Raw genomic sequence first — 25,663 nt, 5'->3', positions numbered from 1 at the left:
GGCGGATGGCTCCCTCGTAGTTCTGCCGATTTGGAGACAGAGAATGATCCCGTTGTCGTTCGCGCAGCGCCGGCTGTGGTTCGTGGACCGGTTCGAAGGCCCGTCGGCGACCTACAACGCCGCTTTCGCCCTGCGGATGACCGGTGAACTGGGCGTGGGCGCGCTGGAGTCGGCATTCCGCGATGTCATCGACCGGCACGAGGTCCTGCGCACGGTGATCGTCGAGGACGAAGCCGGCGTCCCGCACCAGCAGGTGCTGCCGTCCGGTCAAAGGCCGTTCGCCCTGTCGCTGGTCGAGCGCGCGGAGGAGGAACGGGCTGCGGCCGTCGAGGAGTTGGCCAGGGCTCCCTTCGACCTGGCCGCCGACACGCCGGTCCGCGCCACGCTGCTGCGGTGCGGACCGAAGGAGCACACCCTGGTCCTGGTGGTGCACCACATCGCCGTGGACGGGGAGTCCCTAGGGCTGCTGCTGCGCGATCTCGTCATCGCGTACACGGCCCGCAACTCGGGTGGCGCTCCGGCGTGGGAGCCCCTCCCGGTGCAGTACGCGGACTACACGCTGTGGCAGCAGGACGTACTCGGTGACGAGTCAGATCCGAGCAGCCTGACGGCCGGACAACTGGCTTACTGGCGCGAGGCCTTGGCGGACCTGGCGCAGCCCCTTGCGATGCCGACGGACCGCCCGCGCCCCCGGGCGATGAGCCACCGCGGCGACCTGGTCCCGTTGTCGATCGACTCCGACCTGCTCGGGGCAGTGGAGAAGCTGGCAGCGCAGCAGGACACCACGGTGTCGATGATCATGCACTCCGCGCTGGCGGTGCTCCTGCACCACCTCGGTTGCGGTGACGACGTGCCCCTCGGCGCGCCGATCGCGGGGCGCACCGACGAGGACCTGCGCGACCTCGTCGGCTTCTTCGCCAATACCTGGGTGCTGCGCGTCGACCTCTCCGGGCACCCGACCTTCCGCGAACTGCTCCAGCGGGTGCGGGACCGGTCCCTGGCCGCGTACGACAACCAGGACATCCCGTTCGAGCGGCTGGTGGAGCGGCTGAACCCGGACCGGTCCACCGCCTACCACCCGTTCTTCCAGGTGATGCTCGCCTGGCAGGAGCCGCTGGGGGAGCTGGAACTGCCCGGTCTCGACGTCCAGGCCGAGGAACTCGACACCGGGACGGCCAAGTTCGACCTGTTCTTCAACATGGTCCCGAACGGTACCGGCGGGGCCGGCGGATACGTGGAGTACGCCACCGACCTGTTCGACAGGGACACCGTCGAGAGCCTGGCGGACCGGTTCGTCCGCGTCCTCGGCCGGCTCGTCGCCGGCCCGGAGCGCAGGATCGGCGAGATCGACGTGCTCGACGAGGCCGAACGCGTCCGGCTGCTCACCGAGTTCAACGACCACGCCACAGCGGTGTCCGGGCTGACGGTCCCGGAGCTGTTCGAGAGGCAGGCTGCCAGGACGCCGGACGCCCCGGCGATCGTGTGCGACGAGCGGACGGTGACGTACCGGGAACTCGACGACCGGGCGAACGCCGTCGCCTGGGAGCTGATACGGCGCGGTGCCGGTCCCGACGACCTCGTGGTGCTGGCATTGCCGCGCACCGAGGACCTGGTGGCCGGTCTGCTCGGCATCCTCAAGTCCGGTGCCGGATACCTGCCGTTGGATCCGCAGTACCTCGGCGGGCGGGCGGAGAGCGTGCTGTCCGAAGCCGCGCCGCGCTTCGCCGTCACCGACACCGCGACCTGGCAGGAGATGCCCCGCAACGACATCTCGACCGTCCGACTCGACCTCCGCGCGGCCTGGAGCCCGTCCGAGGGGGCGCCGGCCGACGCGGACCGGACCGCGCCGTTGGATCCGGACCACCTGGCCTACGTGATGTACACCTCCGGCTCCACCGGCAAGCCGAAGGGCGCGGCCATCACCCACCGCAACGTCGTCAACGGGGTGCAGGAGCTGGTGCGCGTACTGGACGCGCCGCCCGGGTGGCGGATGCTGGCCGGCACCTCGGTGAACTTCGACGTCTCGGTCTTCGAGCTGCTGACCACGCTGTCCACCGGCGGCACCGCCGAGGTGGTGCCGAACGTGCTGGCGCTCGGCGAGCGGGACGCCTGGGACGGCCACGTGATCAGCGGCGTTCCCTCCGTGCTCGGGGAACTGGTCGGCCAGTTGGAGAAGGCCCCTGGTGTCCGCTCCGTCGTCTTCGCGGGTGACGTGCTCCCGGCCCGGCTGGTGCGGCAGGTGCGCGAGGCGCTGCCCGGCGTGCAGATCGTGAACGGCTACGGCCAGAGTGAGAGCTTCTACGCCACCTCGTTCGCCCTCGCCGGGACAGAGGAGTGGACGGAGAGCGAGGTCGCGCCGATCGGCACCCCGCTCGGCAACATGCGTGCCTATGTGCTGGGCCCGGGACTCGCCCCGGTGCCGCAGGGCGTGGTCGGCGAGTTGTACGTGGCGGGCATCTGCCTGGGCCGCGGCTACCACGGCCGCGCGGGCCTGACCGCCGAGCGGTACGTGGCCGACCCGTTCGGCCCCGCGGGCGAGCGGATGTACCGCACCGGCGACCTGGCCCGCTGGAACGCGCGTGGCCAACTGGAGTGCGTCGGCCGGAGCGACGGCCAGGTGAAGGTGCGTGGCTTCCGCATCGAGACGGCCGAGGTCGAGGCGGTCTGCGCGCAGCACCCCGGGATCAGCGAGGCGGTGGTGATCAGCCGGGAGGCGCCCGCGGGCGGGCGGCGGCTCGTCGCGTACGTGGTGCACACCGGCGAGGGCGCCGTCGGTGACGACGGCGCCGGCGGCATCGGCGACGTCGACCTCCAGTCCGGTGCCTCGGCCGCCGAACTGCGCAGGTTCGTTGCGGCACGGCTGCCCGACTACATGGTGCCGTCCGCGTTCGTCGTGGTCGGCCGGCTGCCGCTCGGACCGACCGGCAAGCTGGACCGCTCGGCGCTGCCCGAACCGGAGTTCGGGGGCGAGGCCTACCAGGAGCCGCGCACCGAGACCGAAGCGATCATCGCCGCGTCGTACGCGGATGTCCTCGGCTTGGAGCGGGTCGGTGTCGACGACGACTTCTTCGTCGTGGGCGGGGACAGCCTGCGCTCGATCCAGGTGGTGGCCCGGGCCCGGGCCCGGGGCGTGGAGCTCACCACGCGGGAGATCTTCGAATGCCGTACGACGGCCCGGCTGGCCGAGGTGGCCACCGCCCGGCGGGACCGGACGCCCGCGCCCGCGGAGGACGAGGGCGGTGGCGTCGGCCCGATGCCGCTTCAGCCGGTGGCGCGGCAGGTGTTCGAGCACGGCGGCGGGATGAACCGGTTCGCGATGGCGCTGGCACTGGAGCTGCCCGCGGGGATCGACGCAGAGGGACTGGCCGCGACACTCGACGCCATCCTCGACCGGCACGACCTCCTGCGCGCACGGCTCGTGCGGGGCGAGGAACTCTCCCTCGTCGTACGCCCGGCAGGCACCGTGCGGGCCGCAGACCTGATCCGCCGGGTTCCCTGCGACGGCCGTTGGGAGGCGCCGGCCTCGCTCCGGGCAGCCGAGGCGGAGCTGGACGACGCGGTCGGGCGGCTCGACCCGGAAGCCGGGACCATGGCCGACTTCGTCTGGTTCGACGCGGAGCCGGGCGCGGGCCGGCTGCTCGTGGTGCTGCACCACCTGGTGGTGGACGGCGTCTCCTGGCGGATCCTCATGGCGGACCTCGCCGAGGCCTGGCAGCAGGTCCGCTCCGGCCGTACCCCCGAGCTGCCCGCTGTCGGCACCTCGGCGCGCCGCTGGGCCTCGGCGCTGCGCGGCGAGGCGCTCACACCCGAACGGGAAGCGGAACTGACGTACTGGCTGGACCTGCTCGAAGGTCCCAACCCCCCGCTGGGAACAAGGGCGTTCGACCCGGCGGTGGACGTGATGTCCACGGTCGACAGTGTGCGGGTACGGCTGCCCGCAGAGGTCACCGAGGCGGTGCTGACCCGGCTTCCCGCGGCCTTCCGGGGCACCGGGACCGACGTGCTGCTGGCCGCGCTCGCGCTGGCGGTGAACCGGTGGAGCGGCGCCGACCGCTCGACCCTGGTCCGGATGGAGGCACACGGCCGCGAGGAGGACGTCGTCCCCGGCGCCGATCTCTCCCGCACCGTCGGGTGGTTCACCAGCATGTACCCGGCCCGGGTCGACGTGCGCGGGGTGGACCTGGACGACGTGATCGCGGGCGGCCCCGCGGTCGCGAAGGCGGTCAAGCGGGTCAAGGAGCAGCTGCGCGGCGCCCCGGACAAGGGCCTCGGCTTCGGCATGCTGCGCCACCTCAACCCGGAGACCGCCGTACAGCTCGCCGAGTACCCGGTGCCGCAGCTCGGTTTCAACTACATCGGCCGGATCTCCGACGCCGACGTGCCCGAAGAGCTGCGCGCCGACGGATGGGGCCCGGCGTCCTGGTCCGCCGAGCTGGTTCCGCTGCCCGATCCGGACCTGCCCGCGCTGTCCGCACTGGAGGTCAACGCGGTCGCCACGGACACCACCGAGGGCACCCGGCTGCAGGCGGCCTTCGTGTTCCCCACCGGAGTGCTGTCCCGCAGGCGGACCACCGAACTGGCCGAACTGTGGGCCGAAGTACTGCACGGCATGGCCGCGTACGCCGCCCAGCCGGAGATCGGCGGCCTGACCCCCTCCGACACCCCCCTGGTTCCGGTGCGGCAGGACGAGATCGAGGCCTGGGAAGCACACTACGGCCGGCTGGCCGAGGTGTGGCCTCAGGCTCCGGGACAGTCCGGGATCCTGTTCCAGGCCGCGCTCGCCGACGGCTCCTTCGACGTCTACCACATGCAGTTCGTGCTGCACCTGTCCGGGCAGGTGGACCCGGAGCGCATGCGGTCGGCCGGACAGGCGCTGCTCGACCGGTATCCGAACCTGCGCTCGGCCTTCGTCGCCGCGGCCGGCGGCGACCCGGTGCAGGTCGTGCCGGAACACGTCGCCCTCCCGTGGCGGCACATCGTCCTGACCGACCGGAGCGAGGCCGAACGGGACGCGGCGCTCGACCGGTTCCTCGCCGAGGACCGGGCCGACCAACTCGACCCCACCCGGCCGCCGTTGATCCGGCTGGCGCTGATCACCGCAGGGCCGCGGCAGGCGAAACTCGTCATCACGGCCCATCACGCCCTCTTCGACGGCTGGTCGTCACCGTCGGTGATCACGGATCTGATCCGGCTGTACTCCGGGACGCGCCGGCTTCCCCCGGCCCGCGGCTACGGCGACTATCTGGCCTGGCTGGCCACCCGCGACCGGGACGCGTCGGCCGCCCGCTGGGCCGCCGAGCTCGCCGGATTCGAGCAGCCGACCCTCGTGGCCCCGAACACCGCACTCCAGGAGGCGGCGTCCGCCGTCGGACGGGTGGAGGTGCCGCTGTCGATCGACAAGGGCCGTGAACTCGCCCGGCGCGCCGCCGAACTCGGGGTCACCCTGAACACTCTCCTCCAAGGCGCCTGGGCGATCCTGCTCTCGAAGCTGACCGGGCAGCGGGACGTCGTGTTCGGGGCCGCCGTCAACGGCCGCCCGGCGGACCTGCCCGGCTCGGACGAGATGGTCGGCCTGTTCATCAACACCCTGCCGATCAGGGTGTTCTGCCAGCCGGACCACACCGTGGCCGACGTCGTCACCGAGCTCCAGCAACGGCAGACCGCGCTGCTCGACCACAACTACTACGGCCTCGCCGACATCCAGCGCGGTGTTGGGCTGCCCGCCCTGTTCGACACGATCGTCGTGTTCCAGTCCTACCCGATCGACCGCGAGGGCATGGTCGACGCGAACATCGCGGCGGGATTCACGATCGACGGCATACGGCCGTTCGCGGGCTCGCACTACCCGCTCACCCTCAACGCCTCCGACCCCTACCTGCGACTCTCCCTCGACTACCAGAACAACCTCTACGACCGTGGCTCGGCGGAGGTGATCGCCGCGCGGCTGGTGCGGGTGCTTGAGCAGGTGCTGGCCGACCCGCGCTGCCCGGTGCGGGACATCGAGGTGCTGGCCCGGGAGGAGCGGGAGCGGCTGGTACGAGAGGTCAACGACACCGCGCGCCCAGTGGCCGAGGACACCCTGCCGGATGCCTTCGAGGTCCAGGTCGAGCGGAGTCCGGACGCCATCGCGGTGATCGGCGAGGAAGAGACGCTGACCTACGCGGACTTCAACCGGCGGGCCAACCGGCTGGCGCACTGGCTGCTCGAGCAGGGCGCGGGCCCCGAGCGGATCGTCGCGGTGCGCATCCCGCGCTCGGTCGCGATGGTGGTGGCGATCCACGCGGTGGTCAAGGCGGGGGCGGCATATTTGCCGATCGACCCCGACCTGCCACAGGAGCGGGTACGGCAGCTGCTGGACGGAGCGAAGCCGCTGCTGGTACTGGAATCAGACCTGCCGGAGGTGTCCGGGTACGCGCAGGCCAACCCCGAGCGGGACCTGTCGCCGGACAACGCCGCGTACGTCATCTTCACCTCCGGCTCCACCGGCGGCCCCAAGGGGGTGCAGGTCGCCCACCGCTCGATCATGAACCGGATCGCGTGGGGGCTGGCGCACTTCGACGTCAGTGCCGAGGACCGCATGCTGCTGAGCACGACGGCGAGCTTCGACGTGTCGGTGCCCGAACTGTTCGCGCCGCTGCTGGTGGGCGCGGCCGTCGTGGTGGCCCGTCCGGACGGGCGGAAGGATCCCGGGTATCTGGCCGAGCTGATCGCCCGGGAGCGGGTGAGCGGCGCGGACTTCGTGCCCTCGCTGCTGGAGGCGTTCCTCGCCGAGCCCGCAGCGCGGCAGTGCACCAGCCTGCGCTGGATCGAGGTCGCGGGCGAGGCGTTCCCGGCCGCGCTGGCCAACAAGATGGCTGAACTGCTCCCGGGATGTGGGGTGTTCAACCTCTACGGGCCTACCGAGGCGTCGGTGGAGGTCACCGGCTGGCAGCACGTGCCCGGCGCGGACCGGGTGCCGATCGGCACACCGATCTGGAACACCCAGGTGTACGTGCTGGATGCGGCGCTGCGCCCGGTCGCGCCCGGGGTAACCGGTGAGCTCTACCTCGCCGGTGCCGGACTGGCCCGCGGCTACCTCGGGCGCACCGCGCTGACCGCGCACCGGTTCGTCGCCTGCCCCTACGGCGCACCCGGCACCCGGATGTACCGCACCGGGGACGCCGTGCGGTGGAACCACGACGGTCGGCTCGAGTACATCGGCCGTACCGACTTCCAGGTCAAACTACGCGGATTCCGCATCGAACTGGCCGAGGTGGAGGCGGCGTTGACCGCGCACCCCGACGTCGACAGCGCCGTGGCCGTCGTGCGGGAGGATCGCCCCGGCGACCAGCGGCTGGTCGCGTACGTGGTGCCGGGCGCCGGGACGGACCCTGCCGGGCCGGACGCCGCGGCGTTGACGGAGCTGCTCCGGAGCCGGCTGCCGGAGTACATGGTCCCCTCGATGATCGTGCCGATCGCCGAGCTCCCCGCCACACCGAGCGGCAAGCTCGACCGGGCCGCTCTCCCCATGCCCGGCGACATCGAGGACGCGATCGGACGGGGGCCGCGCGACCACAAGGAGGAAGTCCTCTGCCGCCTGTTCGCCGAGCTGCTCGGAGTGGAGGAGATCGGCATCGACGTCGACTTCTTCAGTCACGGCGGACATTCGCTGCTGGCCACCAGGCTGATCGGCCGCATCCGCAGCGAGCTCGACGTCGAGGTGAAAGTCACGACGGTGTTCCGCAATTCGACCGTCGCCCAGCTGGCGGCGCGGCTTGACGAGCCGGTCGCGTCGAAACGCCGCCCTCAGCTGCGCCCGATGACCGTTCAGGAGAAGCGTCGATGATCCCGCTGTCCTTCGCCCAGACTCGGCTGTGGTTCCTCTACCGCCTGGAAGGCCCGTCCCCCACCTACAACATTCCGTTCGTGCTGCGCCTGGAGGGGGAACTGGACGCCGCGGCCCTGACCGCCGCGGCGCGGGACGTCGGGACCCGGCACGAGAGTCTGCGCACCCTGATGGTGGAGAACGCGGACGGCACGCCGGAGCAGCGGGTGCTGCCGCCGGAGGAGGCCGTCTTCCGGTTCCAGGTGGTCGACATGGCCGCGGAAGCGGTGCACGAAGCGATTCAGGAGATCGCGTGCGAGGGATTCGCCCTCGACACGGAGCTTCCCTTCCGGGCGACCGTCCTTCGGGTCTCCCCACAGGAGCACGTGCTGGTGTGCGTGTTCCACCACATCGCCGCCGACGGGGCGTCGATGGCGCCGTTCCTCCGCGACCTGGTGACGGCGTACACGGCTCGTCATCAGGGGAACGCGCCGACGTGGGAGCCCCTTCCGGTGCAGTACAAGGACTACACCCTGTGGCAGCGCCGGCTGCTCGGCGACGAAGCGGATCCGGAGAGCATCGCCGCCGAGCAACTCAACTACTGGCGACAGGAGTTGGCGGGAGCCCCGCAGCCGGTGCAGATGCCGCTGAACCGGCCACGGCCGACGGCCGCCGACCACCGCGGCGGAGATGTCTCGTTCGAGCTGGAACCCGAGCTGCTGTCGGGGCTCCAGAAGCTCGCCGTGGACCGCGGCGCCACGGCGCCGATGGTCGCCCAGGCCGCGCTCGCGGTGCTGATGCACCACCTCGGCGCCGGCGACGACCTGACGATCGGGAGCCCCATCGAGGGGCGCGCCGACGAGCAACTCAACGATCTGATCGGCTTCTTCGCCAACACCTGGGTGCTGCGCGCCGACCTGTCGCGGAACCCGTCCTTCGGCGAGCTGCTGGATCAGGTGCGGGACAAGGCGCTGGCCGCGTACGACAACCAGGACGTGCCGTTCGAGCGCCTGGTGGGGCTGCTCAACCCGGAGCGCTCCACCTCGTACTCGCCGCTGTTCCAGGTGATGCTGGCCTGGCAGTTCGGGTGGTCGGGGATCGAGATGCCCGGTCTGCGGGTCACCCCGATCGCGACGGGCACCGACACCGCGAAGTTCGACCTCTTCTTCAACATCATCCCGGACCTGACGTCCGGGCGGGCGCACGGGCGGCTGGAGTACGCGACGGAGCTGTTCGACCACGCCACGGCCGTGAGTTTCGCCGACCGCTATGTGCGGGTGCTGCGGCAGGTCGTCGCCGATCCCGGCGTCCGGCTGGGCAGGGTGGACGTGCTCGCCGACGCTGAGCAGGACTGGCTGACGGCACTCAACGAGACCGCGGCACCGGTGCCGCAGCTGACGCTGCCGGAACTCGTCACCGCCCAGGCGCTGCGGGACCCGGACGCGACAGCGGTGGTGGCCGGGCGGACCGAGCTGTCGTACGCGGAGCTGGAGTCCCGCGCGGGTCGGCTGGCCGCGCTGCTGCGCGAGCGCGGGGTCGGGCCGGACAAGGTGGTGGCCGTCGCGTTGCCACGGTCGGCGGACCTCGTGGTCGCCCAGCTCGGTGTGCTCAAGGCGGGCGGCGCGTACCTGCCGATCGATCCCGACCATCCCACCGCGCGCGTCGACCTCCTGCTCACCTCGGCCGATCCGGTGCTGGTCCTGACCGACCGTGGGACGGCGGCGGCCCTGCCGGAGTGCCGGCCGCCGGTGCTCCACCTCGACGACCTGCGCCTCGACGCCCCCGGCGACCCCGCACGCGAAGCCCCCGACGTGCGTGTCAGACCGGACAACCTGGCGTACGTGATGTACACCTCCGGCTCCACGGGCAGGCCCAAGGGTGTCGCCATGACCCACGCCACCGTGGTCAACGGCGTGTGGCACTCGCGGGCGATGGCAGGGCTCGAACCGGGATCCCGGATGCTCGCCGCGACCTCGGTGAACTTCGACGTCTCCGTGTTCGAGACATTCACCGCCCTCGCTGCCGGCGCGAGTGTCGAGATCGTCCGTGATGTGCTCGAACTCGCCGAACGGGATCGCTGGTCGGGCACCACCATCTGTGCCGTGCCCGCCGTGTTCACGGCCCTGCTCGGCCCCATCCTCGCCAAGGAGCCGGGCGCCCTCGACCTCGAACTGCGGACCGCGATCCTCGGCGGCGACCCGCTCACCGCCGACGTGGTGGACCAGGTGCACCGGGCCTTCCCGGATGTCCGTGTCGTCCACGCCTACGGACAGACCGAGAGCTTCTACGTCACCAGCCACCCGGTCCCGCAGGAGTCCGGCGAAACCGGCGTGACTCCGATCGGACGACCGCTGCCCAACATGCGCACCTACATCCTGGGGCCGGAACTGACGCCGGTCCCGCCCGGTGTGATCGGGGAGGTGTACGTGGCCGGCGGACTGGCCCGCGGCTACTACCGGAGCGCGGCGGCTACCGCGGAGCGGTTCGTCGCCTGCCCGTTCGGTCCCCCCGGCACACGGATGTACCGCACCGGCGACCTGGCCCAGTGGGACGGGAACGGCTGGCTGAACTACGAGGGACGGGCCGACACCCAGGTCAAGGTGAACGGCATCCGGGTCGAGCCGACGGAGATCGAGATCGTCCTCGCCCGGCATCCCGCGGTCGGCCAGGCGGTGGTCACCGCGTGGAAGGACCACACCGGCAACACGCGGCTCGTCGGCTACGTGGCGCCGCCGGAGGGCACCGCGGACCGCGACATCGTCCGGCAGGGCGGTGTGTCCGTCGCCGAGCTGCGGCGGTTCGCCGCCCAGCGGCTGCCCGACTACATGGTCCCCGCCCAACTGCTCGTCCTCGACCGGCTGCCGCGGACCGTGACCGGGAAGCTGGACCGCGCCGCGCTGCCCGAGCCGGAGTTCGGGCGCGCCGAGTACCGGGCGCCCCGCGGCGAGACGGAGCGGGTGCTGACCGAGGTGTACGCCGATGTGCTCGACGCCGGACAAGTGGGTGTCGACGACGACTTCTTCGCCAGCGGCGGGGACAGCATCCGGTCCATCCAAGTGGTCGCGCGGGCCAAGTCGCGCGGCGTCGTGGTCAGTACGCGGGAGGTCTTCGAGCAGCGCACGGTCGCACGGCTCGCGGAACTGGTCGACGGCCGGGCGCGGGAAGAGCGTCCGGGGCTGGCCGAACTGCCGGGCGGCGGGGTGGGCTGGGCTCCGCTGCCGCCGACGGCGGCGCACGTCCTCGCCTCCGGCGGCGGTATCAGCCGGTTCTGCATGTCGGCGATGCTGACCCTGCCCGACGACATCGACCGTGCGGGACTCTTCGCGACCCTGCAGACCGTCCTCGACCGGCACGACGTACTGCGCTCCCGGCTGGACCGGGAGCGGCCGGGCCTGCGGATGGGGCCGGTCGGCAGTGTCGACGCCGGCGGGCTGGTGCGGGAAGTCCCCTACGGCGACACCGACGCGCGGGCCGAACTGGACGCGGCCGCCGACCGCCTCGACCCCGACGCGGGGGTGATGGCGCAGTTCGTGTGGTTCACCTCCGACGCGGAGGCGGACCGCTTGCTGGTCGTCCTGCATCACCTCGTCATGGACGGCGTGTCGTGGCGGATCCTGGTACCGGACCTGATCTCGGCCTGGCAACGGGTCCGCGAGGGCCGCCTGCCGGAACCTGCGGGCGCGGGTACGTCGCTGAGGCGGTGGACACACGCCCTGACCGACGAGGCGGCGGCGCCGGAGCGGGTGGCGGAACTTCCGCTGTGGCAGGAGATCCTCGCCGGGGACGAACCCCTCCTGGGCTCAACACAGTTGGACCCGGCGCGCGATGTCGCGGCCACCATGGACACGGTCCGCGTCCAGGTGCCGGTGGACGTCACGGAAACACTTCTGAACACGGTGCCCACGGCGTTCCGCGGTGGTGCCGACGACGGTCTGCTGGCCGGGCTCGCCCTGGCCGTGGCCCGTTGGCGGGAGACAAGAGGCCTGTCCGAGGCCTCGACACTGGTCCGGTTGGAGGGCCACGGACGGGAAGAGCACGTGGTGCCCGGCGCGGACCTGTCGGGCACGATCGGCTGGTTCACCGCCATGTACCCGGTGCGCCTCGACCTGACCGGCATCGACGTGGCGGACGCCTTCGCCGGCGGGCCGGCCGCCGGGAAGGCGATCAAGGCCGTCAAGGAGCAGCTGCGGACGGTACCCGACCACGGCATCGGCTTCGGCCTGCTGCGCCACCTCAACCCCGGCACCGCCGCCGCGCTGGCCGAGGCGCGCAAGCCGCAGATCGGCTTCAACTACCTCGGCAGGTCCTCCGGCGCGGACATCCCGGAGGACCTGCGCGGTCTGGGCTGGGTCCCGGACGCCACGTACCAGGACCTCGTCCCGGCGCCGGACGCCGACATGCCGGTGCCGTCGGCCCTGGAGATCAACGCGATCGCCACCGCCACAACCGACGGCGAGCAACTGACCGCCCACTTCGGCTTCCCCACCGGTGTCCTCTCCCGCGAGGACGTCGCCGAACTGGCCGCGCTCTGGGTCCGGGCGCTGACCGCCCTGGCCCGGCACGCCGCCACCCCCGAGGCCGGCGGACTGACCCCGACCGACGCGCCCCTGGTCGGCGTGGACCAGAGTGAGATCGAGGCCTGGGAAGCACGCTTCGGCAGACTGGCCCGCGTGTGGCCCACGACCCCGGCGCAGTCCGGGATCCTGTTCCACACCCTGCTGGCGGAAGCATCGTCGTACGACCCCTACCACGTTCAGTTGGTGTTCCAGCTGTCCCGCGACGTCGACCCCGATCGGCTGCGCCGGGCCGGGCAGGCGTTGCTGGACCGCTACCCCAGCCTCCGCGCGGCGTTCGTCAACCGGGCGGACGGCGATGCCGTCCAGGTCGTGCCGGAGACGGTGACCCTGCCCTGGCAGTACCTCGACCTGACCGGTGCCGACGAGGCGGACCGCACCGAGACCTTCGAGCGGTTCCTCGCCCAGGACCGGGCCGCCCACTTCGACGCGGACACCCCACCACTGATCCGGCTGGCACTCGTCGCCGTCGAACCCGGCCGGCCCGAGCTCGTGCTGACCGCCCACCACACGCTCTTCGACGGCTGGTCCACGCCCCTGCTGATGCGGGACCTGCTGCTGCTCTACGCCTCCGACGGCGACCCGGCCCCGCTGCCCGCCATCCGCGACTACGAGGACTTCCTGACCTGGCTCGACCGCCAGGACCACGAGGCGTCCGCAGGCGTGTGGGCGGCCGAACTCGACGGGATCGAGGCACCGACCCTGCTCGCTCCCGATGCCGCGCCCACGGACGCCGACAGCCGCGACCAGGTCGACATCACGCTCCCGCCCGAGGAGGCGAGCGCACTGCGCCGCCTGGCCGCAGATCTCGGCATCACCGCCAACACGCTGATCCAGGGTGCCTGGGCGCTGCTGCTCGGCCGGCTCACCGGCAGCCAGGACGTGGTGTTCGGTGCCACCGTCTCCGGGCGCCCGCCCGCGGTGCCGGACGTTGAGTCGATGGTCGGGATGTTCATCAACACGGTTCCGGTACGCGTGAGTCATGCGCCCGGCGAGACCGTCGCCGAAGTTCTCACCCGGCTGCAGAGCCGGCAGGCCGCCCTCGCGGAGCACTACTACTACGGGCTCTCGCAGATCCAGCAGTCCGTCGGCCTGCAAACCCTCTTCGACACGCTGGTCGTCTTCGAGTCGTACCCCATCGACCGGGAGGGCCTCAGCGCGGCCGGCGAGGCCGCGGACGGAATCACCTTCACCGGTTTCCGGCCGTCGGCGGGCAACCACTACCCCCTGTGCCTGGCGGCAGCGGTCGACCCGGCCCTCGAACTCGTCCTCCAGTACACGCCCGAGGTCCACGACCGGGCCACGGTCGAGAAGCACGCGGCCCGTCTGGTCCGGATCCTGCGGCAGATCGCGGCCACCCCTGAGCTGACGGTCGCTCAGCTCGACATCCTGGAGCCGGCCGAACGCGACTGGCTGCTGGGCGGCTTCGACGAACCGTCCACCGAGGCCCCGGGCACCACGATCACCGGGCGAGTCGAGGCACAGGTGGCGCGAACCCCGGACGCGCTCGCCGTGGTCGCCGGGGGCGAGTCGCTCACCTACGCCGAACTGGACGCCCGCGCCGAGCGGCTCGCGGTCGAGCTGGCCCGGCGCGGAGTGGGACCGGAAACGGTGGTGGGCTTGGTCCTGCCGCGCACCGCGACCGCTGCCGTGGCCCTCCTGGGCGTGCTCAAGGCGGGCGGTGCCTATCTCCCCGTGGACCCCGCCTTCGCCGCCGCCCGCCTCCCGCACATCCTCCCCGGTGCCCGGCCGCACCTGGTGGTGGTCGACACCGACACCCGCGACGTCGTGCCCGCCACGGACATCCCCGTCCTCGTCCTCGACGACATCGACCTCGACGCCCCGGCCCGGGAGGGGACCGAATCCGGGGCACGGCCCGAGGCCGGCCCCGACAACCTCGCGTACGTCGTCTACACGTCCGGCTCGACCGGGGTGCCCAAGGGCGTGAGCGTCACCCATGCCACCGTCGTCAACGCCGTGGACGCGCTGGTCGCGCACGCCGGAATGGAGTCCGGCCGGCGGGTGCTGCTCGCCGCGTCGTTCGGCTTCGACGTCGCCACCTTCGAGCTGTTCTCCGCGCTCACCACGGGCGGCAGCGTCGAGATCGTGCGCGATGTGCTGGAACTGGCGGAACGGGACACCTGGGACGTCGACGTCATCTGCTCGGTGCCGTCGGCCTTCGCCGAACTCGTCGACCAGCTCGGCGACCGCATCCGGCCCACGGCACTGAACATCTCCGGGGAAGTGCTGACCCCGGCCCTCGCGAAGCGGGTGCGCGCACTCTGGCCGAACGCTCGCGTCATCAACAGCTACGGTCCCAGCGAGACCTTCTACGCCACCGCCCACCTCCTGGACCCCGGCGAGCCGTATGCCGGCGGCGTGCCCATCGGCCGCCCGTTTCCCGGCGTCCGCGGTTACATCCTCGGCCCCGGCCTGAACCTGCTGCCTCCGGGCACACCGGGCGAGCTCTATCTGGCCGGAGCCGGACGCGGCTACCAGGGCCAGCCCGCCATGACCGCCGACCGGTTCGTGCCCGATCCCTACGGGGCTCCCGGCTCCCGCATGTACCGCACGGGTGACCTCGCGAGCCTCACCCCCGAGGGCGAGCTGCAGCACCTGGGCCGCATCGACACCCAGGTCAAGATCCGTGGCTACCGCGTCGAACCGGGAGAGGTGGAAGCCGCCCTGACGGCCCATCCCCACATTGCCCAGGCCGCTGTGGTGACCCGGCACTCCGGCACCACCGGCTACCTGGCCGCGTATCTCGTCCCGGCCCCCGGCGAGAGCGCCCCGGACGCGGCCGTACTCCGTAACCACCTGGCGGAGCGGCTGCCCGACTACATGATCCCGTCCGTGTGCATAGCGCTCGACCGGCTGCCCCTGTCCGCCAACGGCAAGCTCGACCACAAGGCCCTGCCCGCCCCCGACCTCACCCCCGCCACGCCCTTCCGGGCGCCCGGAAGCCCCCGTGAGGAGGCCCTGGCCAGGCTGTTCGCCGAGGTGCTCGGCGTCGACCGGGTCGGTGTCGACGACGGCTTCTTCGCCCTCGGCGGGCACTCCCTGCTCGCCACCCGGCTGATCACCCGCGCTCGCGCCGAGCTGGGGATCGAGATACCCATCCGCAAGATCTTCGACCTGCCGACGGTGGCCGAACTCGCCGCGTGGTCGGAGGAGTCGGCTGTTCCCCTTCGCCCCAGTCTGCGCAAGATGCTCGTAGAGGAGTGAGTCCAGTGATTCCGCTGTCGTACGCACAACGCCGTATGTGGGTTACGTATCAACTGGAAGGCGGGGCGGAGACCTACAACATCTCCCCGACGTTCCGGCTGACGGGACCGCTGGACCAGGACGCTCTTGTCGCGGCGATCCGGGACGTGGTCGATCGGCACGAGATCCTGCGCACCACGTACGTGACGGACGAGGACGACGAGCCGTACCAGAAGATCCTGTCGCCGGCGGAGGCGTCGGTGCGGGTACCGGTCGTCGACGTGGCGCCCGAGGACCTCTCCGGCGCGGTCGACGAGGCCATCGCGCACCACTTCGACCTGGCGGCCGAAATCCCCTTGCGGGCAACCCTGTTTCGCTGCGCCCCCGAGGAACACCTGCTGGTCCTCCTCATCCACCACATCGCCTCGGACGGCGTCTCGGGAGGAGTCCTGGCACGGGACCTGACCACCGCCTACACCGCCCGCCTGGACGGACGGGCGTCGGCGTGGGAGCCGCTGTCCGTGCAGTACAAGGACTACGCGCTGTGGCAGCGCGAGCTGCTCGGCGACCCGGCGGACCCGGAAAGCCTGGCCGCGAAGCAGACCGACTACTGGCGCACGGAACTGGAGGGCGTGCCGCAGCCGCTCACCCTGCCGCTGGACCGCCCGCGGCCCGCCGAGCGGAGCCTGGACGGCGACACGGTCCCCGTCTCGGCGGACGCGGAGGTGGCGGCCGGGCTGCAGAAGCTGGCCGACGAGCGCGGGATGACCATGTCGATGGTCCTGCAGACCGCGCTGGCGGTGTTGCTGCGCAAGCTCGGCGCCGAGGACGACGTGACGATCGGCAACCCGATCGCCGGGCGCACCGACGAGGCGCTCACCGATCTGGTCGGCGTCTTCGTCAACACCCAGGTGCTGCGGGTGGACCTGTCCGGCGACCCGAGCTTCTCCGATCTGCTGGCCCAGGTGCGGAACAAGGCCCTGGCGGCCTACGAGCACCAGGACGTGCCGTTCGAGATGCTGGTCGAACTGCTCAACCCCGATCGCTCCGCCGCGTACCAGCCGCTGTTCCAGGTGACCTTCGCTTGGCAGAACTTCGCCAAGCAGGACTTCGAACTCCCCGGGCTCGACGTGGAGTTCGAGCAGCATCTCGTGTCGGCCGCCATGTTCGACCTCTTCTTCAGCATGACCCAGGACGACTCCGGGGCACTGCGCGGCGACGTCATGTACGCGACCCAGCTGTTCGACCGGGACACCGTCGAGGCGATCGCCGCCCGGTTCGTGCGCCTTCTGGAGCAGCTCGTCGCCGATCCGCTGTCGCCGGTGAGCGGGATCGAGGTGCTGGCGCAGGACGAGCGCGACTGGCTGGTACGGCGCGTCAACGACACCGCGCGTCCGGTGGCCGAGGGCACGCTGCCGCAGGCGTTCGAGGAGCAGGTGGAGCGGACCCCGGACGCGGTTGCGGTGGTCGGCGAGCGGGAGACGCTGACGTACGCGGAGTTCAACCGGCGTGCCAATCGGCTGGCGCACTGGCTGGTCGAGCAGGGTGCGGGCCCCGAGCGGATCGTCGCGGTGCGCATCCCGCGTTCCGTCGAGATGATGGTGGCGATCTACGCGGTGTCCAAGGCAGGCGCGGCGTATCTGCCGATCGACACCGAGCTCCCCGAGGACCGGGTACGGCAGTTCCTGGACAGCGCGAAACCGCTGCTGGTGCTCGACGAGGACCTCCCGGACGTGTCCGGGTACCCGGAGGCGAATCCGCAGCGGCGCCTCGTGCCGGACAACGCCGCGTACGTGATGTACACCTCCGGCTCCACCGGCGGCCCCAAGGGCGTGCCGGTGCAGCACCGCTCGATCATGAACCGGATCAAGTGGGGTCTGGCGCACTTCGACGTCACGCCCGAGGACCGCATGCTGCTGAGCACGACGGCGAGCTTCGACGCCTCCGTGCCGGAGCTGTTCGCCCCGCTGCAGATCGGAGCGTGCGTCGTCGTCGCCCGCCCGGACGGACGCAAGGATCCGGCGTATCTGGCCGAGCTGATCCAGCGGGAACGGGTGACCGGCGCGGACTTCGTGCCCTCGTTGCTCGAGGCGTTCGTCGCCGAGCCCGCCGCGCAGAAGTGCACCACCCTGCGCTGGATCGAGGTCGCGGCCGAGCCGTTCCTGGCTCCGCTGGCCAACCGGTTCACCGACCTGCTGCCCGGCTGCTCCGCGAACAACCTGTACGGTCCCACCGAGGCGACCGTCGAAGTGACGGAGTGGCAGCATGTGCCCGGCGCGGACAAGGTGCCGATCGGCGCGCCGATCTGGAACACCCAGGTCTATGTGCTGGACGAGGCACTGCGTCCGGTGCCGGCCGGGGTCACCGGTGAGCTGTATCTCGCCGGTGCCGGACTCGCGCGGGGCTACCTCGGTCAGACCGGGCTGACCTCGGAGCGGTTCGTGGCCTGCCCCTTCGGCGAGCCGGGGAAGCGGATGTACCGCACCGGCGACGTGGTGCGGTGGAACAAGGACGGCCAGGTCGAGTACATCGGCCGCACCGACTTCCAGGTCAAGATCCGCGGGCTCCGCATCGAACTGGGCGAGATCGAGCAGGTCCTGGCCGGGCATCCCGCCGTGGCCCAGGCGGCGGTCGTGGTGCGCGAGAACCAGCAGGGCGACAAGCGCCTGGTGGCCTACGTGGTGCCCGACCCGGATGCCGCGTCGGGCGATCCCGCCGACCAGGTGGAGGAGTGGCGCCAGGTCCACGACGAGACCTACCACAAGTCCCGCGACGAAGCCTGGGGTGAGGACTTCCAGCTGTGGAAGTCGGCGTACGACGGCGAGCAGATTCCGCTCGAACAGATGCGGGCTTGGCGGGACACGGCGGTGGCGCAGGTACTGCGGTTCGCACCGCGGCGGGTCCTCGAGATCGGCGTGGGCGCCGGTCTGCTGCTGTCGAAGATCGCCGGTGAGGTCGAGGAGTACTGGGGCACCGACATCTCGGCCACGGTGCTGGACCGGGTCCGGGCCCAGGCCGAGCGGGCCGGCCTCGGTGACCGGGTCCGCTTGACTGCCCAGGCCGCCGACGACGTCTCCGGACTGCCCAAGGGCGGCTTCGACACCGTGGTCCTCAACGCGGTGGTGCAGTACTTCCCCAGCGCCGCCTACCTGGACCGGGTGCTGCGCCAGGCCATGGAACTCCTCGCGCCCGGCGGCCGCGTCATCGTCGGCGACGTCCGCAACGCGGCCACGCTCCGGCTGATGCTGACCGCGGTGCAGCGTGCCGCGCGGCCGCACGCCTCGGCGGAGGAGATGCGGGCCATGGTGGAGCAGGCGGTGCTGGCGGAGCGGGAGCTGGTGGTCGCCCCGGAGTGGTTCGCCGCGTGGGCGCGGGAGCACGCGGGCGGGGTCGACATCCGCCTGAAGCCGGGGCAGGAGCACAACGAACTGACCCGGCACCGCTACGAGGTGGTCCTGCACAAGGAACCGGCCGGCCTGCTGGACCTGACGGATGTGCCCACGGTGCCCTGGGGCCGGGAGGTGTCCGACCTGACCCGCCTGGGCGAGCGCCTGGACCGGGCCGGCGGCGCCCCGCTGCGGGTGGCCGGGATACCCAACGCGCGGCTGGCTGAGGAGTTCGCCGCGGCGACGTCGGCCAGCGTGCTGAACGCGGTCGCTGCCTCCGTCGTGCCGGTCGATCCGGAGGACCTCGCCGCATGGGCGCGGCAGCAGGGCCGGGAGGCGGTTCTGACCTGGTCGGGTGAGACCGCCCACACCTTCGACGCTGTGCTGCTGCCCGAACAGCAGGCAGTCACCGGCGGGTTCGTGCCCAGCGGTGTGGTCCGGCGGAGCCGGGTGAACGCCCCCGCGCTGGCCAAGTCGATCGGTCCGCTGGTGGTCGAGCTGCCCCAGTACCTGCGGGAGCGGCTGCCGGACTACATGGTCCCGGCCGCGGTGGTGCCGCTGCCGGAGCTTCCACTGACCATGTCTGGCAAGCTCGACCGGCGAGCGCTGCCCTCGGAGGCCACGACCACCACGAGCGACGGAGAGCCGCGCAACGCCCACGAGGAGAAGCTGTGCGCCGTCTTCAGTGAACTGCTCGGCGTGGAGAGCGTCGGCATCGATGACGACTTCTTCATGCTCGGCGGGCATTCGCTCCTGGCCACCCGGCTCAGCGCCCGCATCCGCAAGCAGTTCGGTGTCGACATGCCGGTCCGGACGATCGTCCGCTACCCCACGGTGTCCGAGCTGGCCGCGCTGGTGCTCGTCGGCGGCATCCCGGACGAACACGTCGACTCGTTCGCGGTCGTACTGCCGTTGAACAGGGACCCGGGTACCGGCAAGCCGCCGGTGTGGTTCTTCCACGGCGGAGGCGGGCTGGGCTGGGCGTACTTCACCTTCGCGCCCTACGTGCAGGACCGGCCGGCCTACAGCCTCCAGTCCCGCGGCTTCCAGGGCACGGAGCCGCTCGCGGGGTCGGTGGAGGAGATGGTCGACGACTACCTGGCGCAGATCCTCAAGACCCAGCCGGAGGGGCCCTACTACCTGATCGGCTGGTCGTTCGGCGGCCCGGTCGCGCACGCCGTCGCCGATGCCCTGGACCGGCGCGGGCAGGAGGTCGCCCTGCTGGCCATCCTGGACACCCAGCCGGCCAGCGACGCGCCGGAGAACGGCTTCCAGGCGGTGGCCGGCCGGACGCAGGAGCTCTACCGGGCGGACATCGAGGAGGTCTTCGGCAAGTTCATGAACACCGGCAACATGGACGACTTCCTGGAGAACATGTCGAAGGTCGGCGCCAACAACCTGAACAGGATGGCCGAGTTCCAGTCGCCGGTCTTCCGTGGCGACGTGCTGTACTTCAACGCCACGCTGGACAGGCCCGACGGGATGCCGACCTATGCCCCCGACTGGCGGCCGTTCGTCCTCGGCTCCATCGAGGAGTACGACGTGGACGCGTCGCACCACGACCTGCACATGCCCAAGCCCGCGGGTCAGATCATGAAGGCCATCGTCGAAAAGCTGGCGTGGTGAAGGGGGAGGCGGGCGAGCGGGACCAGGCCGCGCTGCTGTGCGTGCCGTTCGCCGGAGCAGGACCCTCGTTCTTCCACCCATGGCGTGAACAGGCCGCCGGCCGCTGGCGCCTGGTCCCGGTCGAACTGCCCGGAAGGGAGCGGCGGATCCTTGAGACGCCGTACCGGAATGTTGTCGAAGCGGCCAAGAACGAGGTCGACGGCATCGCCGCGGCCCTCGGCGAAGGAACGCGGACCGTGCTGTTCGGGCACAGCCTGGGCGCGGTGCTCGCGTACGAGCTGGCCCATCTGCTGTGCACACGCGACGTACGTGTCGAACGGCTCGTCGTCAGCGGTTCGCCGGGGCCGTGGACCCAGCGGGAGCGGCGGGCGACCGGGCTCGAGGACGACGAGTTCCTCGCCAGGGTCGAGGAGTTCGCGGGATTCCGGCACGAGGCCCTCGACCACCCGGAGATGCGCGAACTGATTCTCCCCGTTCTCCGTGCCGACTGCGAAATGCACGAGAACTACGTTCCCAGCATCGACGAACCGCTGTCGGTGCCGATCTGCTCGATTCGGGGAAGCGCCGACGGACTGGTCTCGGCGGAACAGGCACGGGAATGGCGGAGAGCGACCACGGGTGAATTCAGCTGTGCGGAGTTCCCGGGCGACCACATGTACCTGGTCGATCACGCCCGGGAGGTGCTGGACCTGATCGAGGCGGAATCCGTACCGAGCAATGAAGGAGAAGACGATCATGGCTGAGCCGATCGTGAGCCTGCTCAACCCTGAATTCGAAGAGGATCCCATCGGCGCCTTCGCTCGCCTACGGGAGACGGCCCCGCTCGTCCGCATCGGCTTTCCCGGCGGACCGCCCGTCTGGCTGATCACGCGCAGCGAGGAGTTCAAGGAGGCGTGGAGTGACCCGCGGCTCGTGACGAACATCGGCAATGTGCCGGGCCACCAAGGGCCCAGCATCGCGGACCAGGCGCTCATGTCCCTCGATGTGCCGAAGGAACTCCTGCGCTACTTCACGTCCAACTTGATGCTCCAGGACGGCCCGGACCACGCCCGGCTGCGCCGGCTCGTGGCGCCCGCGTTCAGCGTCCGGCGCATCAAGGCCCTGCGGCCGCGCATCGAAGAGGTCTCCTCCCGGCTCCTCGACGCCTTCGCCAAGAAGGGATCCGGCGATCTCCTCAGGGAGTACGCCACACCGTTGACCGGCGCCGTCATCTGCGACCTCGTCGGCATCGACGAGCCCGACCAGCCGCAGATACGGCAGTGGATGGATGAGTACGCCAACATCGACGCCGACTTCACCACCAGCGCCCTGGGCCTGTTCGACTACACCAAGCAACTCATCGAGCGACGCCGGGCCGAGCCCCGGGACGACATGATCTCCACCCTGGTGCATACGACCGACAAGAACGGCGACCGGCTCACCGAGGACGAGATCATCTCGATGGTGGGCGTCCTGGTGAACGGCGGCTACCATTCCACGGCCCACTTCATACCGAACGCGGTGCTCACCCTCCTCCAGAACCCGGATCAACTGGCCCTGCTGCGCGCCAGGCCGGAGGCCCTGCCGCACGCCATCAACGAACTGATGCGGATCGCCAACCCCATCCCGAGCGCCGGACCGCGGTACGCCGCCGAGGACATGGAGCTGGCCGGCGTCTCGATCTGCAAGGGCGATGCCGTGACGGGCTCCCTGCAGTCCGTCAACTACGACTCGCGCGTCTTCGCTGAGCCCGAACGATGCAACGTGGAGCGCGAGTTGAAGCGCGGGGAAGGCCATCTCGCCTTCGGCGCGGGCCCGCACCGCTGCATCGGCGCGGCGCTCGCCGAACTGGAGGGCGAGGTGGCCATCGACCACCTGTTCCTGAAGCGTGAGACTCTCGAACTCGCCGTGAGCGGCAGCGAATTGCGGTACCGCGAGGTCATCCCCGGCGGCGCCCGTCTGTTCAACAGGTTTCCGGTGCGTCTGTGAGGACAGGGCCGACGGCACATACGGGAGCCCCCGAACGAGATGCGTTCGGGGGCTCCCGTATGTGAGGTCGCGGTCAGCGCTTCACGGTGCCTGCGCGCAGACGGTCGATCATGTGGCGGGTCGTCTCGATCGGGCTCTCGTCGGGGAGATCCCGCGAGCGGGCCGGCAGGGACTCGTTCAGCCCCGCCACCTTGGCGCTCCAGTCGTCCCGTCCGGCGAAGGGGATCGTCTCGCCGTCCTGGTAGACGGGGAACGGGCGATAGCTGTTGAGGCCGGCCGAGTCGGTTCCACGGACGAGCAGCGGGTCGAGGTAGATGCCTTCGCTGTGGATCCGCGTGGCCGTCGAGATGTAGCCGATGTCGAGACCGCACCGTCGCTTGGGGGAGGTGTTCGCCTCCGAGCAGTGCAGCAGATGCGGATGGTGGATGGAGACGTCGCCCGGCTGGAGCTCGATCTCCACGATTCCGCGCTTCTCGGCCCACTCCCGCACCAGGTTCTCGTCGGAGGCGGAGAACAGCATGTTGGGTTCGTCCGTACGGACCGACGGTTTGTGCAGCGGCAGTTCGTGACTGCCGGGAATCATCCGCAGGCAACCGTTCTCCACGGTGCTCTCGTCGACGGCCAGCCACACCGTCAGCGCCTCCATCGGACTCAGCGTCCAGTACGCGCCGTCCTGGTGCCACAGCACGGGCTGCCCGTCGTACGGCGGCTTGCAGATGTAGTGGGCGGTGAAGCACGCCACGTCCGGGCCGAGGAAGAACTCCGCGATGTCCACCAGACGGGAGTCCGAGACCAGACGCGCCCAGAAGGCGTCATTGCGGATCAGGGGATGATGGAAGTGCTCCGGACGCAGATCCGGATATTTACGTGTGAGCCATTCGACGTGGGCACGTGCCTCGTCCAGGAGTTCCGATGGCACGACGTTGCGGATGATGGAAAAGCCCTGATCGGCGTATTCCGCCGCGGCCTTCTCCAGAATGCCATCGCCAATTTTGTTCATGCGTCGGCTCCTTCTCGGGTTTGCCAGGTGCTTGCCGTGCGGAATGAGTTCAGGGAGCCGCCACGGCCTGCGCGGGATTCACCTCCGCGGTTCCTCAGCAGTTCAATACTCTGCCCGGGGGAGCAGGAGGGTGTCAATCGTGGACCCGCCCCTGGCATATCCGATCGATATCCCAGTGGATCTTCGCAGGAAATGTCGCTCACCGGTGAAGTAAACAATGGCAATAGAACAGGACTGTCCCGCTGACAGGACATATAGAGGGGCGGCGTACGCCGACGTGGTGTCGGTGTACGCCGCCCCTGGGCGGGACGAGCGGCGGAGGGGACGCCGCTCGTGCCGGCCTACTTCGGGTCGCGGTTGAACTGTGCCTGCGACCACCAGTAGCCGAGGACGATGAGGCCCAGGCACCAGGCGAGGGCGATCCACCAGTTGTTGCCGATCTCGGTGCCGAGGAGCAGGCCCCGTAGGGTCTCGTTGGCGGGCGTGAAGGGCTGGTACTTGGCGATCGGCTGGAACCAGCCGGGCATCGTGTCGGCGGGGATGAAGGCGCTGGAGATGAGGGGGAGGAGGATCAGCGGCATCGCCATGTTGCTGGCGGCCTCGGCGTTGGGGCTGGCCATGCCCATGCCGACCGCGATCCAGGTGAGCGCCAGGGAGAACAGTGCCAGCAGTCCGAAGGCCGCAAGCCACTCGATCACCGTGGCATCGGTCGAGCGGAAGCCGATGGCCACGGCGACGGCGCCGACGAGAACCAGACTGGCGAGCACCTGGAGCACGCTGCCGACGACGTGGCCGATGAGTACCGAGCCGCGGTGGATGGCCATGGTGCGGAAGCGGGCGATGACCCCCTCGGACATGTCGGTGGCGACGGACACCGCGGCGCCGATCACGGTGCTGCCGATGGTCATCATCAGGATGCCGGGGACGATGTAGGCGATGTACACGGAGCGGTCGGCGTGGCCGCCCGCGATGCCCTTGCTCATGACGTCGCCGAAAATGTAGACGAACAGCAGCAACAGCATGATCGGGGTAAGGAGCAGGTTCAGGGTGAGGGAGGGGTAGCGCCGCGCGTGCAGCAGGTTGCGGCGCAGCATGGTGTTCGAGTCCCGGACGGCGAGGGAGACGGAGCTCATCGGGCGTTCTCCTTGGTCTGGTTGGGGACCTTGGCGTCGTCGGTGAGGGCGAAGAAGACGTCGTCGAGGTCGGGGGTGTGCACGGTGAGTTCGTCGGCCTCGATGCCGGCCGAGTCGAGCCAGTCGAGGATGGAGCGCAGTTCGCGCTGGCTGCCGTCGCTGGGGAGTTGCAGCGCGAGGGCTTCGTCGTCGCGGGCTGCCTCGCTGAGCGTGGTCGCGGCGGACTGGTAGGCGGCCGGGTCGGTGAAGCGGAGCCGGATGTGGCCGCCGGGGATCAGGCGCTTGAGTTCCTCGGCGGTGCCCTCGGCGACGATCTTGCTGTTGTGGAGGACCGCGATGCGGTCGGCGAGTTCGTCGGCCTCCTGCAGGTACTGGGTGGTGAGGAAGACGGTCGTACCGTCGGAGACCAGCTCGCGGATGATCTGCCACATGGTGTGGCGGGAGCGGGGGTCGAGGCCGGTGGTGGGCTCGTCGAGGAAGATGATCCGCGGGTTGCCGACCAGGGTCATGGCGAGGTCGAGGCGGCGCTTCATGCCGCCGGAGTAGGTGGAGGCGGGCTTCTTCGCGGCGTCGGTGAGGTCGAAGCGTTCGAGGAGTTCGGCGGCCGTGCGACGGCCCTCGTCCTTGGGGAGGTGGTGCAGGTCGGCCATGAGGAGCATGTTCTCCTCGCCGGTGATCAGCCCGTCGACGGCGGAGAACTGTCCGGTGACACCGATCGCGGCCCGCACAGCCTGCGCGTCGGTGGCGAGGTTGTGCCCGCCGACGCGGATCTCACCGGATCCGGTGTCGGCGCTGATGAGGGTGGAGAGGATCTTCACGGCGGTGGTCTTGCCGGCGCCATTAGGGCCGAGCAGGGAGAAGATCGTTCCTTGCGGTACGGCGATGTCGATGCCGTCGAGGACGGTCTTGTCGCCGAAGGACTTGCGCAGTCCGTTCGCCGCGATGGCCAGGTCGGTCATGACAGGTGC

The 25,663-nt window shown here is 70.6% G+C and carries 8 protein-coding genes; 5 read left to right on the top strand and 3 right to left on the bottom strand.

What is annotated here, in order from left to right; genetic code table 11:
• The first annotated feature begins 43 nt into the window (after nucleotides 1-43).
• The 5 genes from ACQF4J_RS02355 to ACQF4J_RS02335 are packed head-to-tail and all read left to right on the top strand — an operon-like array spanning nucleotide 44 to nucleotide 22,562.
• Entirely contained in the window at nucleotides 44-7,825 is a 7,782-nt protein-coding gene (locus tag ACQF4J_RS02355; RefSeq protein ID WP_427164367.1) for an amino acid adenylation domain-containing protein, read from the top strand.
• Nucleotides 7,822-15,603 carry an amino acid adenylation domain-containing protein gene (locus ACQF4J_RS02350; protein WP_427164365.1) on the top strand — a complete coding sequence of 2,594 codons (7,782 nt, stop codon included), beginning with the start codon at nucleotides 7,822-7,824 and terminating at the stop codon, nucleotides 15,601-15,603. The genes ACQF4J_RS02355 and ACQF4J_RS02350 overlap by 4 nt, the downstream gene beginning before the upstream one ends.
• 5 nt (nucleotides 15,604-15,608) lie before the next feature.
• Nucleotides 15,609-20,594 carry an amino acid adenylation domain-containing protein gene (locus ACQF4J_RS02345; protein WP_427164363.1) on the top strand — a complete coding sequence of 1,662 codons (4,986 nt, stop codon included), beginning with the start codon at nucleotides 15,609-15,611 and terminating at the stop codon, nucleotides 20,592-20,594.
• Nucleotides 20,588-21,337 carry a thioesterase II family protein gene (locus ACQF4J_RS02340; protein ID WP_351567951.1) on the top strand — a complete coding sequence of 250 codons (750 nt, stop codon included), beginning with the start codon at nucleotides 20,588-20,590 and terminating at the stop codon, nucleotides 21,335-21,337. The genes ACQF4J_RS02345 and ACQF4J_RS02340 overlap by 7 nt, the downstream gene beginning before the upstream one ends.
• Entirely contained in the window at nucleotides 21,330-22,562 is a 1,233-nt protein-coding gene (locus tag ACQF4J_RS02335; protein WP_351567954.1) for a cytochrome P450 family protein, read from the top strand. Before ACQF4J_RS02340 ends, ACQF4J_RS02335 begins: the two co-directional genes overlap by 8 nt.
• Nucleotides 22,563-22,635: 73 nt before the next feature.
• On the opposite strand, the gene ACQF4J_RS02330 is transcribed toward ACQF4J_RS02335, so the two are convergent.
• From ACQF4J_RS02330 to ACQF4J_RS02320, 3 genes are all read right to left on the bottom strand, one after another.
• Nucleotides 22,636-23,562, bottom strand: coding sequence for a phytanoyl-CoA dioxygenase family protein (locus ACQF4J_RS02330; protein WP_351800851.1), 927 nt, complete (start codon nucleotides 23,560-23,562; stop codon nucleotides 22,636-22,638).
• Between the two features lie 341 nt (nucleotides 23,563-23,903).
• A complete protein-coding gene (locus ACQF4J_RS02325) occupies nucleotides 23,904-24,695 on the bottom strand; it encodes an ABC transporter permease (protein WP_351567960.1) in 792 nt (263 codons plus the stop codon).
• Complete coding sequence (locus tag ACQF4J_RS02320) at nucleotides 24,692-25,654, bottom strand: ATP-binding cassette domain-containing protein (protein WP_351800849.1); 963 nt, start codon at nucleotides 25,652-25,654, stop codon at nucleotides 24,692-24,694. Before ACQF4J_RS02320 ends, ACQF4J_RS02325 begins: the two co-directional genes overlap by 4 nt.
• Nucleotides 25,655-25,663 lie beyond the last annotated feature (9 nt).

Source organism: Streptomyces sp. C1-1 (assembly GCF_050214755.1).
Taxonomy (GTDB): Bacteria; Actinomycetota; Actinomycetes; order Streptomycetales; family Streptomycetaceae; genus Streptomyces.
This window is presented reverse-complemented; position numbering and strand designations above follow the sequence as displayed.